The organism is Paenibacillus tianmuensis, assembly GCF_900100345.1.
Taxonomy (GTDB): Bacteria; Bacillota; Bacilli; order Paenibacillales; family NBRC-103111; genus Paenibacillus_G; species Paenibacillus_G tianmuensis.
The window spans coordinates 1-16,471 of the sequence record NZ_FMTT01000035.1; the positions used below are offsets into that span (position 1 = coordinate 1).

16 protein-coding genes are annotated in these 16,471 nt (G+C 46.9%); 5 read left to right on the top strand and 11 right to left on the bottom strand.

From position 1 onward, the window contains the following. On the bottom strand, window positions 1-417 hold a 417-nt coding region (locus tag BLO51_RS19785), incomplete at its 3' end, for an IS5 family transposase (protein WP_143006930.1). A gap of 98 nt (window positions 418-515) precedes the next feature. After that, a complete protein-coding gene (locus tag BLO51_RS19790; RefSeq protein WP_090674617.1) occupies window positions 516-1,106 on the bottom strand; it encodes a TetR/AcrR family transcriptional regulator in 591 nt (196 codons plus the stop codon). A gap of 189 nt (window positions 1,107-1,295) precedes the next feature. On the opposite strand from BLO51_RS19790, the gene BLO51_RS19795 reads away from it, so the two are divergent. After that, the gene (locus BLO51_RS19795; RefSeq protein WP_090674619.1) at window positions 1,296-1,958 is read left to right on the top strand and encodes a nitroreductase family protein; all 663 of its coding nucleotides are present in this window, start codon (window positions 1,296-1,298) and stop codon (window positions 1,956-1,958) included. A 414-nt stretch (window positions 1,959-2,372) separates the two neighbouring features. On the opposite strand, the gene BLO51_RS19800 is transcribed toward BLO51_RS19795, so the two are convergent. The 5 genes from BLO51_RS19800 to galU all read right to left on the bottom strand — a co-directional run bounded on the left by BLO51_RS19800 (window position 2,373) and on the right by galU (window position 7,585). Next, on the bottom strand, window positions 2,373-3,014 hold the full coding sequence (locus tag BLO51_RS19800) for an NAD(P)H-dependent oxidoreductase (RefSeq protein ID WP_090674620.1): 642 nt from the start codon (window positions 3,012-3,014) through the stop codon (window positions 2,373-2,375). Window positions 3,015-3,098: 84 nt separating this feature from the next. After that, on the bottom strand, window positions 3,099-4,001 hold the full coding sequence (gene sigJ, locus BLO51_RS19805; protein ID WP_090674622.1) for an RNA polymerase sigma factor SigJ: 903 nt from the start codon (window positions 3,999-4,001) through the stop codon (window positions 3,099-3,101). 345 nt (window positions 4,002-4,346) lie between these two features. After that, window positions 4,347-5,717: a UDP-glucose dehydrogenase family protein gene (locus BLO51_RS19810; RefSeq protein WP_090674624.1), complete on the bottom strand. Its 1,371-nt coding sequence runs from the start codon at window positions 5,715-5,717 to the stop codon at window positions 4,347-4,349. Then, window positions 5,714-6,691 carry an NAD-dependent epimerase/dehydratase family protein gene (locus BLO51_RS19815; RefSeq protein WP_090674625.1) on the bottom strand — a complete coding sequence of 326 codons (978 nt, stop codon included), beginning with the start codon at window positions 6,689-6,691 and terminating at the stop codon, window positions 5,714-5,716. The genes BLO51_RS19810 and BLO51_RS19815 overlap by 4 nt, the downstream gene beginning before the upstream one ends. An 18-nt stretch (window positions 6,692-6,709) precedes the next feature. Continuing rightward, window positions 6,710-7,585 (bottom strand): UTP--glucose-1-phosphate uridylyltransferase GalU, encoded by an 876-nt coding sequence (galU, locus tag BLO51_RS19820; protein WP_090674627.1) that lies wholly within the window; start codon window positions 7,583-7,585, stop codon window positions 6,710-6,712. Between the two features lie 183 nt (window positions 7,586-7,768). Between galU and BLO51_RS19825 the strand changes: the two genes are divergently transcribed. Both BLO51_RS19825 and BLO51_RS19830 read left to right on the top strand, forming a co-directional pair. Continuing rightward, window positions 7,769-8,959: a glycosyltransferase family 2 protein gene (locus BLO51_RS19825; protein WP_090674629.1), complete on the top strand. Its 1,191-nt coding sequence runs from the start codon at window positions 7,769-7,771 to the stop codon at window positions 8,957-8,959. Between the two features lie 13 nt (window positions 8,960-8,972). Next, window positions 8,973-9,962, top strand: coding sequence for a glycosyltransferase family 2 protein (locus BLO51_RS19830; RefSeq protein ID WP_090674630.1), 990 nt, complete (start codon window positions 8,973-8,975; stop codon window positions 9,960-9,962). A gap of 53 nt (window positions 9,963-10,015) precedes the next feature. On the opposite strand, the gene BLO51_RS19835 is transcribed toward BLO51_RS19830, so the two are convergent. Together BLO51_RS19835 and BLO51_RS19840 are read right to left on the bottom strand one after the other, a co-directional pair. Then, on the bottom strand, window positions 10,016-11,086 hold the full coding sequence (locus BLO51_RS19835) for an NAD-dependent epimerase/dehydratase family protein (protein ID WP_090674632.1): 1,071 nt from the start codon (window positions 11,084-11,086) through the stop codon (window positions 10,016-10,018). Further along, on the bottom strand, window positions 11,071-12,135 hold the full coding sequence (locus BLO51_RS19840; RefSeq protein ID WP_090674634.1) for a glycosyltransferase family 61 protein: 1,065 nt from the start codon (window positions 12,133-12,135) through the stop codon (window positions 11,071-11,073). The genes BLO51_RS19835 and BLO51_RS19840 overlap by 16 nt, the downstream gene beginning before the upstream one ends. Window positions 12,136-12,316: 181 nt before the next feature. On the opposite strand from BLO51_RS19840, the gene BLO51_RS19845 reads away from it, so the two are divergent. After that, window positions 12,317-13,015, top strand: coding sequence for a class I SAM-dependent methyltransferase (locus BLO51_RS19845; RefSeq protein WP_090674635.1), 699 nt, complete (start codon window positions 12,317-12,319; stop codon window positions 13,013-13,015). A gap of 32 nt (window positions 13,016-13,047) precedes the next feature. On the opposite strand, the gene BLO51_RS19850 is transcribed toward BLO51_RS19845, so the two are convergent. Further along, window positions 13,048-13,968 carry an NAD-dependent epimerase/dehydratase family protein gene (locus BLO51_RS19850; RefSeq protein WP_090674637.1) on the bottom strand — a complete coding sequence of 307 codons (921 nt, stop codon included), beginning with the start codon at window positions 13,966-13,968 and terminating at the stop codon, window positions 13,048-13,050. An 18-nt stretch (window positions 13,969-13,986) separates the two neighbouring features. Beyond that, the gene (locus BLO51_RS19855; protein ID WP_167670267.1) at window positions 13,987-15,141 is read right to left on the bottom strand and encodes a glycosyltransferase family 61 protein; all 1,155 of its coding nucleotides are present in this window, start codon (window positions 15,139-15,141) and stop codon (window positions 13,987-13,989) included. 197 nt (window positions 15,142-15,338) lie between these two features. Between BLO51_RS19855 and BLO51_RS19860 the strand changes: the two genes are divergently transcribed. Beyond that, a complete protein-coding gene (locus tag BLO51_RS19860) occupies window positions 15,339-16,376 on the top strand; it encodes a ketoacyl-ACP synthase III (protein WP_281180403.1) in 1,038 nt (345 codons plus the stop codon). The last annotated feature ends 95 nt before the right edge of the window (window positions 16,377-16,471 follow it).

The window sequence follows — 16,471 nt, forward strand, 5'->3', positions numbered from 1 at the left end:
AGCCAAAAAAGCAAAGCTCAAAAAGTTTCGAGAAAGTTTATCGTAGCGTGTTGCGATCCCACGGAATTGTTTGAGTTTGTTGAAAAAACATTCCACAACATGCCGTTCTTTATACTGGTAAAAGTCGCATTCCCAAGGATTTGCCGTATTCGATTTTGGAGGGATGCAGAACGTTGCGTCTTGGGATTCGATATACGTTCGAATGTCATGGGTGCCATAGGCTTTATCGGCTAAAACAACGCTTCCGGACAGTGTGACGCCAGAGAGGACTTCAACCGCCACCGTGCAGTCATGGATATTGCCAGGCGTTAAAAACAGGCGAATCGGATTACCCACTGCATCCACTACGGTGTGGATCTTGGTGTTTCGCCCCCCTCGGGAAAGTCCGATTTCTTGGTTGGTTTCGGCGTACAGCATACAAGGATAGCGGGATGATTCATTGTGTTACACAACAACCGGTGATTCAAGATAATGGTTTCATCTGAACGGGCAGGATAGAGGAATAGCGACAGGACCTATCCCAGCAGTTCTTTGGCTCCGTTCATCACTAAGGGCATAGTCTGTTTAACGAATGATTCCGCACTTATTAGACGCCCCTCATTGTTCCAAACGTAAGCCGCCCCATACATCCCCCAACTTAACATGATAGAAGCTGTATTTATTAAGAATTGCGCGTTTGGACTCGATAGCATCTTGTCTTTGTCTATAAAGGAAAGAAGTATCGTTTGAATTTTTTCCTTTATTTGAATTTCGAATACAGGTCCAAGCGATTTATACCTTCTTTTGCACATAGTGCTTAGACCCTTGTGAAAATCGCATACACCCAGAAAAATACTCTGAATTGTTTCTTCATTTAATACTTCGTAACCGCTTATTCTACGATTTATGATTGTCATAAATGATTCTGTTAGTTTGGTCTCAAGAATTTCGAATTTATCTACAAAGTGCGCATAAAAAGTCGCTCTGTTAACAGTAGCCCGCTCTGCAATATCCCTAACGGTTATCGATTCAAAGTCTTTTTCTTGAATTAATGAAGCAAAAGCGTCTTGAAGGAGTCGCCGTGTACGTATCACACGAGGATCAGCTTCATTCTTTTTAATTGTCATGGTTAAGATCTCCCCAATAAAACGACATTATAGAAATGGTGTTGTCTATACAACGGTTTATGGTTATTGATGATTGCGTACCATTCGGTTGTTATTATAACATATAAATACAACAAGTGTTGTTCAAACAACTAATGTTGTATTGAAACAAAATGCTGAATGCCGCTTTTCCAAAAGGAGGAGAGAACCATGTCGGTTTCACAACCGTCGCAAACGATGGAGCACCAACTTTTTTTTGATGTTATTCGAGAACGCCGGTCGGTTCGTAGCTATGATCCCGAGATCAAGATTTCGCGGGAGGAATTGACCGAAACATTGCGGCAAGCCACGCTGGCTCCTTCAGCCGCTAACCTGCAGCCGTGGCGGTTTCTCGTTATCGACTCGCCGGAGCTGAAGCAGAAGCTGCTTCCGATCGCATTCAATCAACAGCAAGTGGTCGAGGCTTCGGCTGTCATCGCCGTTCTTGGAGACCTCGAGAACATCCGGATGGCCGAGAAGATTTACGGCCAAGCTGTCGATGCGGGCTTCATGCCTGCGGATACGGCAAAATCGATGGTTGAACGCTATACCGGCATGTATTCGAGCATGCCGCCCGAGGCCATCCGCCAAATCGTTTATACTGACGGCGGGCTAGTATCGATGCAACTCATGCTTGTCGCCCGCGCTAAAGGCTACGACACGGTACCGATGGCCGGCTACGACAAACAAAAGTTCATGGAAGCTTTCCGCATATCAGAACGCTACGTTCCGATTATGCTGATCGCCATCGGCAAGGCGGCGAAGCCCGGTCATCCGACGGTGAGGCTGGCAGTCGATGATGTAGCTTTCTTTAACGAAATGCCTAAGGAATAACAAAATGTAAAAGACCTTGGCACCCGCATAAACAACGGCGAGCAAAGGTCTTTTACAGGTTCTACGCATCAGATTCTAACAAGCCGTCGTACAGCTATATTCCGAAACGCTCCATTATTTCTGTACCTTCGCCAGAAACATTTATATGTACGTGAATATCATCGACAATAAAGTAAGAGGTTTGAAAATTATATAGTATCCGGTTGCATTCAAGTTTGTTGTAAAGAACAGCGACACTTCGCTGTTGGGGTTGTTGGGAATGGGAAGTAAGGATGCACCCTCGCCTGTTTACCGGACTGCAAGGCTCCTAGACAAAATGCAGCCCGCCCTCTAGCGAGGGACGAGCTGCATTTTTCGTTTTACTTACGTACGAACGGAAAAATTAATTGCGGCACAGGGGTACTTATACCGAGCTCACATCGCTTCAAGATCCAGCAGATAATTTTTATACCGATCCAGATAACTTATGCGTTGCTCATCTGATATATATTCGGGTTGGTAGACGACAAAAGGATTCAAGACTTTGATGTGGGAATACTCTAGCATGCCGACTTCAATGTGTTTAATCCAATCTCTGATCGGTCCCTTTTGTCCTGTCAAGGAATAGGATTCTTCTGAAGCACCCGTGGTCATGATACATACTGCCTTTCGGCCGCTTAAGTTTTGAGGAACACCGTCAATATGTCCATAAGCAAATCCATAGGCAAATACCCGATCGACCCACCCCTTCATGATTGCAGGCATGGAAAACCACCATACCGGAAATTGGAACAAGATCAAGTCCGCCCATAGCACCTTGTCTTGTTCTTGCTGAATCTCTTCTGCAAAGCGTTTATGAATCGAGGAATTCATTTGCTCTGCAGATAGACTTAAAAACTCGCTGTTTTTTCGCTCCATAAAATCATAATAATCCGCAATGGGATTGAATTTCATTGTGTACAAATCTGAAATCTGTACTTGATGCCCTGCTCCAGTCAGTGTTTCCACCGCCAGATTCTTCATTGTGGCATTGAAAGAGTTTTGTTCCGGGTGAGCATAAACGATGAGTACCTTCATAGCTGACCTCCATTGTTTTTTTGATTGTACATTAACGAATACAACTGAATGAGCAAATCTGTGACAACGATGCGCAAAAAAAAATCAGGATGGCAGTTCAAGCAAGCGGGCCGCGCTATTCAGTTTGTCCGGATTCATCATGACATAAACGCGCGAAATGGCCGAACCGTCCGGAGTGAAAGCCAGGGCGTAAACGCCAAACGGTTTGCCGCCATGCATCACCATGAAGCTGTTGTGGCCGTTGACGACAACCGACCGGATAACGCCATTCCGGAGATAGCGAGAAATGGAAAAAGCCAACAAAGCCCGGACGCGGTCCCGGCCATAAATCGGATTGACCGCGGCTTTCGCTTTGCCGCCGCCGTCTGTAAGCAAGATGGCGTCTTCGCTCAGCAATTCGACGATGGAGGCGATATCTCCGGCTCGAAAGGCGGCACTGAACGATGCGCTGAGCGCCTCAGCTTCCGGATTCAAGGGTGCAATCGGCACGCTGGCGTCGTTCTTCTGTATGTCCAGCTTGCGCTTGCCGCGACTGAACAGTTGCCGGCAATTGACAGCAGATTTGCCGATCATTTCGCCGATATCCTCGAATGTGAAGCCGAGTGTTTCCCGCAGTACGAAAACAGCCCGTTCCGCCGAAGTCAGCCGCTGCATGACGACCAGATATGCGTAGGCGATGTCATCCTGCAGGGCCAGTGCTTCCGCGGGATTGCCTTCGACCGCTGTGACGATTGGTTCGGGCAGCCATGGGCCGATATAAGTAGTTTTCGCCTTGTGCGACGATTTGAGTTCGTTCAGGCAGCGGTTGGTGACAAGTTTGCACAGATACGCTTTCATATTGGCGATTTCGCCGGAATTGTGGTGCTGAAGCGAAACGAACACGTCCTGGACGACATCTTCGGCGTCCTGCGCCAATCCGAGCATCCGGTAGGCGATGGAGAAAAGAAGCTGGTGATACTGTTCATAAAGAGCATGGTAATCGAGCATTTTTGTCCATTCCCATTCATCCTGATTTTTAAAAGCCTCTTTCGAGACCTTGGCTTTCTGCGATTATCCCACAATTAGCTTAATGATGCTTTCAGTCCAATACTTTGTTTCAGTCTAATCCTATAATCACACTCATACTCTTTCACTCGGCGGGCGAGGTCGTATCTTTCAATTTTACCACACAAAATGATAGTTGATCAGTGATAAATGTTGTCGTTCTTCGCCTAAAGGTAAGGGCTTTCTTGACGTTTTTACATTAAGAAAAAGAAATTCCCCTTTAAGCTAGACCATGGTGTAATCCTCAAACACATGGTCAGCTTAAAGGGGATACATTATCCTTCGGCACTATAGGCTACCGATACCTTCATAATCAAACCCCATTTCACGCAGTTCGATTGCCGGTAGGAAATTGCGTGTATCCAAAATATACGGAGTTTTCATGGCATCGTAGATTCGTTTCCAATCTAACTGCCGATAGTCCTTCCAATGCGTTAACAGTACGAGCGCATTTGCACGGTCGACAGTCTCTTCGGCCTGATCGCAGAAGGTAATCGGCAGCTCGCCATGCAAAGTCCGAAACATGGTCATCCCCTTCGGATCGTGGACTCTTATCTTCGCTCCAAATTGCAGCAGCTTGTGAATGATCGGTATCGCTTGCGTTTGACGCGCGTCATCCGTATCCGGCTTAAAGGTTAGTCCCAGAATCCCGATGGTCTTTCCGTTCAAGCTTTTCAATTTGTGTTGAATCTTGCCCACACAAAATTGGTACATCTGCTGGTTGGATTCGATTGCCGCTTTAACGATGGCGAGCTCCTTCCCGTATTTTTGGCTGGTCGCCAATAACTCCCCCGTATCTTTGGGAAAACAGCTCCCGCTCCATCCGCTGGATACCTGCAAAAACTTCTCCCCGATTCGCGAATCGAGTCCCATCCCTCTTGCAATATCCGCAACATTCGAGCCGAGCGCTTCGGATAATCGTGCAACTTCATTAATATAGCTAATTTTAACCGCTAAAAACGCATTGGAAGCATACTTGATCAATTCCGCGCTTTTCGCATCCGTTTCGAAATAGACGGCTTTCTGCCGGTTCTTGCAGGCTTCTAGTGGCAAAATCCTCGCAACATCTTCATCATAAAGCTGTTCGACGAATGGTTTATACAGCTCCCTCATGGTCGTTCTTGCTTTTAGATTTAGCGTGCCAATGACAATGCGGTCAGGGAAAAAAACGTCTTCTAACGCAAACCCTTCCCTCAAAAATTCAGGGTTGCTAAGGACTGCAAATTGCTCCTCCGCTTTTAATCCCGATGCCTCTTCGATGATCATCGCGACCAGCTCGGTCGTGCCAACCGGAACCGTAGACTTGTTGACGATGACCGTGAACCGCTCCGTGTTCAAATGCTCTCCAATAGAACGGGCCGCAGCCTTCACAAAGCGCAAGTCTGCCGTACCGTCGGCAAGCGACGGCGTACCCACGCAAATAAACACAACATCCGCCTCATGCACGTCATGAGCGGAAACGGAAGCCTTCAATGACGTACCGACTTGATGCTGAATAAGCGAATCCAGACCGGGCTCGAAGACCGGACTTCGCCCTGCGTTTATACAATCGACCTTGTGCTGGTCAACATCGATTACGGTTGTAGCATGCCCTGCCATCGCCAAGGCGGCAGCCGTGACACTTCCGACATAGCCCGAACCAACGCATACCACCTTCACGCTCGATCCCCTCCGGCTGATTCGCTCAACTGCGCACGGTAAATCTCAATCGTTCGTACAAGTCCTTCCTCCAGTGTAATTTGAGGTTCCCAATCGAGGAGTTTTTTTGCTTTATCAATGACGGGACAACGCAGCTTGGGATCATCCTTCGGGAGGTCATGAAACGTGATGCGGCTGTTCGAATGCGCCAGCTTCTTGACAAGCTCCGCAACATGCAATACCGTGTACTCTTGCGGATTTCCAAGGTTAATGATTTCCCCGGTAGCCGCTTTCTTCTCCATCATCCTCATAAGTCCTTGTATCGTATCGTCTACATAGCAAAAAGACCTTGTCTGACTTCCGTCTCCGTAGACGGTGATGTCTTGTCCCCGTATAGCCTGGTTCACAAAATTGGAGATCACTCGTCCATCGTCGTTGCGCAGGTTTGCCGAATAAGTGTTGAAAATACGCGCAACCTTGACCTGTACTTGAAATTGACGATAATACTCATAGCAGTATACTTCACCGAGCCGCTTGGCTTCATCGTAACAAGCTCGGGGTCCCCATGTATTGACGTTCCCCCGATACATCTCCCGCTGCGGGTGAACCTCCGGATCTCCATAGGCTTCGCTTGTGCTGGTGTAAACCATTCTCGCTCCATTGGATTTCGCCAGCTCCAGCATATGCTTCGTTCCGATGGTATTGACAGCGATCGTATCCAGAGCGGCCGATTGATAAAATTTAGGCGATGCGGGGGAGGCCAAATGATAAATTTCTTCAACCCCTGCCAACTTTTTCATCTTCACCATACTTTCCGATACGACATCCATTTGGATAAACGTGAAGTTGGCATGGTCTCGTATCTCTGCCAGATTGCTAACTCTACCCGTCAGCAAATTATCTATTCCGATCACTTGGTTTCCGTCGGCCAGCAGCTTTCGGGTTAGACACGAACCGAGAAATCCGGCGGCACCCGTCACAATGACTTTTTTCAATGAATCCACCTCAGTCGATCATTCTTCGACGCTTCTCAGAAATTTATGCAAAAAAAGTTTAAATTTCTCGCTTACATCGTCGTTTTTAACAGCCAATTCAACGTTGGCCTGAAGAAAACCTAACTTATCGCCAACATCATATAATTTTCCTTCGTACTCATACGCCCATAACAATTGTTCCTGTATGAGTTGTTGAAGGGCATCCGTTAACTGAATCTCCCCGCCTGCTCCGACCTGCATTTCCTCTAAAAATGAAAAAATCTTCGGATCTAAAATATATCTTCCAATGATCGCTATATTTGAAGGGGGAGCCTCTGGAGGTTTTTCAATCAAATCCGTAACCAGGGTCAGCTGTTCGCTTACTTTCTTCCCCTCTACAATGCCGTACTTGCTTGTCTCCGACCAATCTACCCGTTGGACTGCGATAACCGATGACTGTTTTTCATGGTAGATATGGAGTAGCTGTTGTAAGCAAGGCACTTGACTATCGACAACCATATCTCCTAATAGAACCGCAAAAGGCTCATTACCAATAAACGGACGAGCGCACCCAATCGCATGACCGAGTCCGAGTGCCTGCTCCTGCACGACATAATGAATCGTAGCCAATGAGCTGATGTCCTCGACGAGTCTTAACAATTCCAGCTTGTTGCGCTCTTTCAAGATGAATTCGAACTCAAGGTTCTTATCGAAATGATGCTGAATCGATCGTTTGTTATCTCCGATCACAATGTAAATGTCATGAATTCCGGATTGAACGGCCTCTTCTACGATATATTGAATCGTCGGCTTATCGACGATCGGCAGCATCTCTTTCGGTATCGATTTCGTCACGGGAAGAAATCGGGTACCAAGGCCGGCCGCAGGAATGACCGCTTTGCGAATCGTTTTTATTCGAACTCCCTCCTTTCACGATGCTCGGCTCATAACATCCTATGAAGAATAGCCGTACTGCGCTATCAGCTAATGTACGCATAACGTTGGTTTAGATGAAATTGATGAACTTGCCGTGTCACATCCTACGAACTAAGCATATAACTTGAAATAGCCTGACTCCTAGAAGGGATGTGACCGCCGATGAGTATTCAAGTAAGCGTCGTTATGATTACCCATAATAAATATCCTCAAAATCTATATTCCCTATATGCATTGGAAAACCAAACCTTTGACCCGAAACAAATGGAAGTCATTCTGGTAGACGATGCCTCGACGGATAAAACGCCAAGACTGCAAAACTATCGTCCGCCATTTCATTTTCGATATATTCGCTGCGAGCAAAATGTGGGGAGATCGAAAGCTAAAAATATCGGGATTGAAGCAGCTACCGGGGAGGTCCTGATCATCATCGATGCCGAGATGATTCTGGACCCTGCTTACGTGGAACAGCATGTTCGTCTCCATCAAGCCGACCCCAATCTGGTGGTAACGGGCTGTGCCCAACATTACAATACCTACACGGTATTAGATAAAAAATTTAATCGTGAACAATTAAAGCTGTTCAGGCGGTTGAACCGTAAAAAAAATCCCCGCTATAGGAGATTAAGGATTCTGCGTGTTTTCAAGAAATACTCGAAAATGAGGCTATTTAAGAAGCAGAGCATTTTTCAGCGAAAATACAAGAAATATGCGTACCCTACTCCCTTCTTTCGAGAGATCATTGACCGCCATGGCGTGCATTATGAAGGATATCATTTGCCGTATATTTTTGTCGTTACCCATAATATATCCGTCAGGAGAAGCACATTCGACAAAGCTGGACCGTTTGACGAAGGATTTCAAGGCTGGGGATGCGAGGACTGGGAGTTTGGCTACCGCCTGTATCGAAATGGTGTCAAAATTATTGACAACCCCAAGGTGAAGGTGTACCACCAAGAACATCCCCGTAGTCTCGGCAACCAAACGAAAGACGCTCTGATCAATTATCAATATTTTTTTACTCGGCATCCTGAATTTGAAGTGGGCGTACAATCCTTATGCTGGATGGGCAAAAACTTGCTTGAAGTCAACGAACTGGTTATTGAATATAAAGCGATGGTTCATCAGCATCCGCATCAATACCCCCATCTGATTCAGGCATTTCCTATTTTGTTTGATCAAATTTTCACCTTACGGATTCGCAATTTGCCCGTAGCCAACCTCATGAAGGCATCCGAGACCATGCGGGATGAGCAATGGAAACATGCTTTTTTTGCGGAATTGAATCTGCTGAAAGCTTCAAGGGAATATCCCAAATTGCTGGCGATTTTGGAGTGGTTGATCAGCAAATAAGCGAGGAGGATTCATGATGTACATCTCCGTTGTGATGGCCGTATATAACGGCGAGAAGTATATTGAGGAAGCGATCCAAAGTATATTGAATCAGACGTATTCGCAATTTGAACTTGTTATCGTTAACGACGGTTCTTCGGATCGAACGCGGGAAATTCTGGACGCCATTGCCGATGATCGGGTCAAAATTATTCATGCTGAAACGAATCAAGGAGCGGCAGCTTCGCTTAATTTGGGTATCGAGCATGCTTTAGGGGATTGGATTGCGATACATGACGCGGATGATCTCAGCGAACCCACCCGGTTGGAGGAACAGGCCGGCTATTTGCTGTCACACCCTGAAAGTATTGGCGTAGGCTCTTTGATCACAGGCCGAATCGGAAATGAGGTCGTAAGCAACAATTCCGAAGTCGAGTATTACAATCAAATGCTGGAAAAAGAACAAATCTATAAACATCGGTTATTTATGTGCTATTTGTGCCACGGCTCGGTTACGTTCTCGAAACAAGCTTTCTATGATGCCGGGCGATATAATCCAATGTATAAGATTTCTTATGATTATGATCTATGGCTACGAATGTTCGAAATTGCCCCCATTGAGAAAATACCCAAAGTCTTATATCACTACAGGCTTCGCGAAGACTCCTTAGGCAAACAAAATACGAAGCAGACGATCACCGAATTAATGACGATATCGTCTCTCCATCTCTACAACAAGCTTATTCGGGAGAAGAGGAGACTGCCTGTCCTAACCATTGTAGGCACAAGAAGAGGATGTTTGTTCTTCAAGAAACGGGTAGGCAAGAGGTTCAAAAAATTAAACTATGTCTATGTAAGAACGATCAGAGACTCCAGAAAAATACGTTTACAGAAAAAAAGAAGAACGTTTCATGCGGCCGTGGTATTAAACAACCAGTTATCGAACGGATTAACGCATCGTCTCTTGCGTAGAGGTCCTCGCTGGAGAAGAAAAGTATTTAAAATATGGAATTATAAATATTAAATCATGATATTTTCCCGAACCACCCATCAAGTGGTCCGGGACTTTTTTTGAGTTCAGACCTTCCAACGATCTTTATTTTCGTCATAAATCAGTTCCATAATTTGAGGTGCGGGGATTTGAATGCTCCAGTTCGGATAATGCTTCCGGAACTTTGATGTATCCGAAATATACCAGATGTGATCGCCTGTTCTAGGTTGGTCACAGTAGGAATAGTTTAGCTTTTTGCTGGTAATGTGCTGGGCCCATTCGATCGTTTCAAGAATGGAGATGTTCGAATCACGCCCGCCGCCAAGATTATAAACTTCGCCTCCCCGCTTTGGATTTTGAAAGAATGCATGAAAGGCCGCGACAACATCGCTCGCATGGATGATATCCCGGACTTGCTTTCCCTTGTATCCGAATATGGTGTATGAACTATTCGTCATGGCGCACTTTAACAGGTAATTGATGAATCCGTGCAGCTGTACCCCGGATTGTCTGGAGCCGCTCAATACGCCTCCGCGAAAACAGACCGTTTTCAACTGAAAATAGCGGCCGTACTCCTGGACAATGACATCTGCCGCAAGCTTTGACGCGCCAAACAAGGAATGCAAACATTGGTCTACACTGAGCGTTTCCGGTATTCCATTAGAGTAGGGATGTCCCGAATCAAGCTCCCATCGACTTTCTTGCTCCAAAAACGGTAGCTCGTTCGGACGGTCGCCATACACTTTATTCGTCGAGGTAAAAATAAACACGGCTTCCGGACAATGCAGACGCATCATTTCAAGCAGATTCAGTGTCCCGCTGGCATTAATATGGAAATCCGTGAGCGGCTCTCTGGCAGCCCAATCATGAGACGGCTGCGCGGCGGTATGAATGATGAGCGCTATATCCTGCTTGTACTTTAGAAAGATTTCGCTAAGCGCGTGATGATCCCGTATATCCACGTCATAATGTACATAGTTTGCTCCCAAGTTTTTCTCAAGCCGGCTTCGGTTCCATCTCGTTGTCCCCTCCGGGCCAAAGAAGTCTTGACGCATATCGTTATCCATGCCAATGACACGATAGCCCAGGCTCGCATAATATTCGGTCGCTTCGGACCCGATCAGCCCGGCAGAGCCTGTGATCACGACAACAGACATGACAACACCTCCTCTAATCGATGGGGATCTATGGACATATCGTCGAAACCACTCCAATAATGATTCGGATTTTCTTGATGTCCAATGATCATGTTGTAATCCAACTGTATTAATCTGCTGAGCAACCAGTAATGCGGCTCCATAAAGCTTGGGCTGAATAATTCGATGACCTTGGTGTCCGGCTTGCAAAAAACGAGATTCGCGAGCCCGGCTCCATGCGGTGCAACGACCATTTTGGCGGAATGAAACAATCGGATTTGCCGAGCCAACGGCAGGGACTCCAGCTCGACGCTTTGAAATCCATACTTTTCCAGCAGACCGAATAGGGCATGTTCATTCATCACTCTTCGATAGGAATTCCGTCTGATGTAAATCCGCTCGTATCCAGGTTCCTCCCGAATGTCCATATGGGGTAAAAGTAAATGTCGAACATACGTGCAAGACCACGCATTTGGCAAATTCACATAGGAGGGAACGATGAGCTGTCGCGCTTGCAGATGAAAAAGCCCATACGGTTGAATGATTTTTTCGGCAGGTATGCCGCATGCGGCAAGTGTTTGAAGCTGAAATGGCAGCCAGTTGTGGTTGACGATATATTTGTCTATTGGGATCTGGGTCATTTGCAGCAAATGAACGCGGGCGGTCGTCTCCAATAACCAATGATAGTAATTTTTAGCGGCCGGATGGTTAAGCAAAGCAACGGTTTTATCGGTTCGGATCAGTGGCGGCAGCTTATGCTCCTGAAATACGGAATGCTCCGGCGGCATTTTCGCCCATTCAATCGAAACATCCCATAATAGTTTATGGTCGGGTGAGATAACCGCCCGCTCGCCCAAGACCCGTCCGTTGGGCACGATGGCAACAAATGCCTTGTTGCCGAGCTTGGGTCTACCGACGAGCAATTGCAATTCTTCTTTTTTTCTAACGGTGGGAATCGGAGTTTCCGGATAAATAGAATATAATAACCTTTCGTTCTGCGACTGGTTGATCCAATCTAATGTGGATTGGTAAAAACCTGCAGGAGGCATCAATTCGCTTGAATGGGTCATCGTTTCTAGCAGCTCCTTTGGCGGTCAACGACGTTTTCCTACATTTTATGAACACAGCCTTAGAAGGACACGGCTATGGCATAACGGCATCCGGTTTGGGACGAAAATAGGTTCACCAAAAGATTGGAAGCATCATAAAGTACTAATAAATTGTCCACCAACTTGGAGGAGGAACCGAGCAATGAGGTTTACGAAATATATAAACGGAATTTCATTCTCATGGCTGCAGCCGAACATGTCTCCTAGTTCTCCTATCGACAACATGCTTGATTTTGAGTTAGCGAATACGAAATTGCCGGAAGCGGATCAACAAACAAAAGAAAGTTTTTACGAGCTGTGCAAAATACCAAGAATGTCAACCCTCGCCTTGGGAGCCATCATTAATAAAGGCGTATCGCAAATGGACAATCGCCATGCTTTTGTGAACATAGGGGTTTGGCATGGGTTCACATTTCTTGCCGGAATGATCAATAATCCGAATAAAAAATGTATCGGTGTCGATAACTTCTCGGAATTTTGGGGGCCGCGAGAGGACTTTACATCACGATTTTCATATTACAAAAGCGATTCTCATGCCTTCCATGACATGGATTACGTTGACTACTTCCTTCATACGCACAACGATCCGATTGGCTTTTACATTTATGACGGTGCCCATGATTACTATAATCAATTAACAGGACTACAGTTAGCCGAACCTTTCTTCGGCGATCATTGCATTGTTATGGTAGACGATACAAACTGGGAACAACCTCGACAAGCTACACTTGATTTTATGGCCAATAGTGTAAATGACTATAAAATACTCTTTGATTCATCTACCGCTTATAACGGGCATCCTACCTTTTGGAATGGTGTGACCCTATTCCAAAAAAGATAACGAAAACAAACCATTTGACTTGCTTCAAGCAGTCAAGTGGTTTGTTCGTTCTGGAAAAGCTTTTCAACTCCCCGATCCAGTGTAATTTTCGGCGACCAGCCTAATTTTTTCAACTTTTTATTGCAAAGCACATTCCAGCTCAAATCGCCCTCTTTCGCGGATACATATACAGGCGGGACCGAACGGCGAGCAGCCTTCATCATGATTTTTAAAAGCTCATTTAACGATGTCCCGCACTGTGTTCCGACATTGAATATATCATTCGCCATGTTGTCCGGCTGTAGAAACAGCAGGTTGGCTGCGACGATATCGTCAACGTGAATATAATCGCGCACCTGCTCCCCATCTCCGAATATCACAGGTCTCTCCCCTCTTCTGAGCTGCTCCATAACAATCGAGATAATACCTGACTCGCCATGCGGATTTTGACGGGGACCGTAGACGTTGGAATACCGCAAAATGGTCCATTGATAACCGTATAGGTCAGCGTATAGGCGAACATATTGTTCAGCTGCGAATTTATTGATCCCGTAGGGGGAGATCGGCTTGCAGGAATAAGCTTCCGAAATGGCTTTACGCGGCGTATTCCCATAGATCGCTCCGCCGGTGGAAGCAAAGATGATTTTTTTCACTTTTGCACTACCAGCCGCGCGAAGTAAACGAACCGTATTCGTCACATTCGTTTCGATATCCATGCAGGGTTGATTTACAGACAATCTAACATTGGCTTGCGCCGCATGGTGATTAACGAGATCAGGCTTCATCTCGCAAATAATGTCTTCCAGCCGGGGGTCCGAGAGGCTGACGATGACATATTCGGCTTTGTGATTTCTGTACTCTTTGTGTCCTGTGGACAGATCATCCAAAACAATGACTTCATGGCCGTGATCGATATATTGATCTACCAAATGTGAACCAATAAAGCCCGCTCCGCCTGTGACTAAAATTTTCATATGCGCTCCCCTTCAAGCTCATAGCCCGGCACGTGTGATTAGCTGTAGCAATTGCTCCACATTTACCGTATAGTCCAACTTTTCATGATTTTTGTTGACGTGAGCAATCAAGTAATAATAATCCAACTGAACATGATTGCTGACCATCCAGAAGAAGGCGGGCATATATTGTGTCGAAAACAGCTCGATGACCTTCGTTCCCGGCTTGCAAAATACCAGATTGGTAAGGCCGGCGCCATGCGGAGCAATGATAAATTTAGCGCAAGAAAATAATTGGACTTGCTCGGCAACCTTCATAGAATCCAGTGTCACTTTTTTAAATCCGAGTGCAGCCAATTGATCGACGACTTCCTCCTCATTGATGACTCTCCGGTGCCTTGCATACTCCCGGCTAATGTAGATGTATTCGTGCTGCATCGAACAATCGTTATGGCTTGGATGCAGGAATGTAGCTCTAAGAAAATCACAAGGCCATTTGGGAATGACACTCGGTTTGATAAACGTGTTAGTGTTAAAATTATAGCGGTTTATTATGGAAGGAACGACGAGCTTGCGTGCTTGCAGGTCAACCCGGCTATCGATTATTTTTTCGTTGGGAATTCCAAGAACGGCAAGCGTTTCGTCTTGAAAGGGAGGAAACCATTGACGATTCAAGACAAATTTATCGATCCGAAAACCGCTTTTGCGCAGCAATTCGATTCGCGGCAATACGTCGAACATCCAATGGAAATAGTTAAAAGAGGCACAAAAGGCGAGGACAGCGACGGTACCCGGAATGTATTGAAAAGGACGTGATTTCCAGGTCCGATAGGCTTTCCGTTTTTTTATGGGTTGAAGATGCTCGGCATTAAATTCAAATTCAAAGGAAACATCTTGTAGAAGCTTATATCTTGCCGAGAGGATGTAAGCTTTGTCGCCGCATACACGGCCATACTTTAGCACGGCGACAAAGGCGGCGGGCGACTTTACTGTACGGGCCCGAAAGTCCTCGTATAGTTCGGGAACAAGTCGTTTCGCTTCCGAAAAATGAAGGATCTGACCGCGATAATACCTTTTATAATGTTTTCGGACGCGCAGCTTTGACCGGGAATATCTCGCCATAAGATACTTCCACGTTGTACGGAAAAACCAATCTGGATTTCTCCTCACGATCTTTCTTTTACGTATGTCCATCACCCCATTCATCCGCTGCAAATTGCTAAGATTATATGCAGCACCGTACTCGGACTATTACGGGGATACGAAACCTGGCGGCCGCGATTCCATCGATTGACAGAAGAGAGGAAACAGAGTATCATTTTTAGTACTTAGTACTAATACCTGAACATAACACTAAATTTCATAACCATTTCATGAATGAGGTGACCTTTATGAAATCCCATCCTTTCTCTTCCTCCCCCGCTATGCTTTACCGCTCCCGTATTACCGCCATCGGCAGCTACGTCCCCGAACGCCGTCTGACGAACGCCGATCTGGAGCGCATGGTGGAAACCAACGACGAGTGGATCGTACAGCGGACCGGCATCCGTGAGCGGCGCATCAGCGCGCCGGAGGAGTATACGAGCCACTTGTGCATCCGGGCCGTGCAGCAGCTTGCCGACCGCTACGGCGCCGTGTTAGACGATGTCGATCTGCTTATCGTCGGCACCAGCACGCCGGATTTCGCTTTCCCTGCGACCGCCTGTCAGGTTCAAGCTCATTTCGGCATGAAGCGGACGACCTCCTTCGATTTGAGCGCCGCGTGCGCCGGGTTCGTCTACGGCCTGCATCTGGCTGACGGGATGATCGCTTCCGGCCTGCACCGCAAGGCGCTCGTCATCGGCGCCGATGCCCTATCCAAGATCACCGACTATACGGACCGTACGACGTGCATTCTATTCGGCGACGGCGCCGGAGCGGTCCTGCTTGAGCGGGACGATTCGGACGATTCCGGCCCGCAGTTTCTCGCTTATACGGGCGGTACCGACGGCAGCGGCGGGCCTCACATTTATCGCTCCCTGCTTGCCGATCATATGAACGGCAGCCCGGTCAATACGAGCGGCAAGCTTGTCCAGAACGGCCGCGAGGTGTACAAATTCGCCGTTCAGACGATTCCGAAAGGCGTGAACGACCTGCTGAGCCAAACCGGCTTGTCTACGGATGCCATTGACTGGTTCGTCCCGCACAGCGCCAACCTGCGCATCATCGATTCCGTATGCGAGAAGATGGGGATTCCTTTGGAACGGACGCTGCATACGATCGAGAAGTACGGCAATACGTCTGCGGCTACGATTCCGCTTGCGCTGGAGGAAGCAGCCCGGGAAGAGAAGCTGAAGGACGGCGATACCGTCCTGCTGTTCGGCTTCGGCGGCGGGCTCGTTTACGGCGGCCTGCTGCTAAGCTGGAAGGCGCTATCTCCAAAAGCATAGACACGTGAAAAAGAGTCCGTCCTTCCTCCTTGAGGCTAAGTACGGACTCTCTCCTTTAAGATAACCTTGTTCACTTCTTCGCCAAGCCAAGGCTT

Excerpts from the sequence above, each read along its gene's own strand:
- BLO51_RS19790 (WP_090674617.1), bottom strand. The coding sequence starts at position 1,106 with ATGACAATTAAAAAGAATGAAGCTGATCCTCGTGTGATACGTACACGG.
- BLO51_RS19795 (WP_090674619.1), top strand. The coding sequence starts at position 1,296 with ATGTCGGTTTCACAACCGTCGCAAACGATGGAGCACCAACTTTTTTTT.
- BLO51_RS19800 (WP_090674620.1), bottom strand. The coding sequence starts at position 3,014 with ATGAAGGTACTCATCGTTTATGCTCACCCGGAACAAAACTCTTTCAAT.
- sigJ (WP_090674622.1), bottom strand. The coding sequence starts at position 4,001 with ATGCTCGATTACCATGCTCTTTATGAACAGTATCACCAGCTTCTTTTC.
- BLO51_RS19825 (WP_090674629.1), top strand. The coding sequence starts at position 7,769 with ATGAGTATTCAAGTAAGCGTCGTTATGATTACCCATAATAAATATCCT.
- BLO51_RS19830 (WP_090674630.1), top strand. The coding sequence starts at position 8,973 with ATGATGTACATCTCCGTTGTGATGGCCGTATATAACGGCGAGAAGTAT.
- BLO51_RS19835 (WP_090674632.1), bottom strand. The coding sequence starts at position 11,086 with ATGTCTGTTGTCGTGATCACAGGCTCTGCCGGGCTGATCGGGTCCGAA.
- BLO51_RS19840 (WP_090674634.1), bottom strand. The coding sequence starts at position 12,135 with ATGACCCATTCAAGCGAATTGATGCCTCCTGCAGGTTTTTACCAATCC.
- BLO51_RS19845 (WP_090674635.1), top strand. The coding sequence starts at position 12,317 with ATGAGGTTTACGAAATATATAAACGGAATTTCATTCTCATGGCTGCAG.
- BLO51_RS19850 (WP_090674637.1), bottom strand. The coding sequence starts at position 13,968 with ATGAAAATTTTAGTCACAGGCGGAGCGGGCTTTATTGGTTCACATTTG.
- BLO51_RS19855 (WP_167670267.1), bottom strand. The coding sequence starts at position 15,141 with ATGGACATACGTAAAAGAAAGATCGTGAGGAGAAATCCAGATTGGTTT.
- BLO51_RS19860 (WP_281180403.1), top strand. The coding sequence starts at position 15,339 with ATGAAATCCCATCCTTTCTCTTCCTCCCCCGCTATGCTTTACCGCTCC.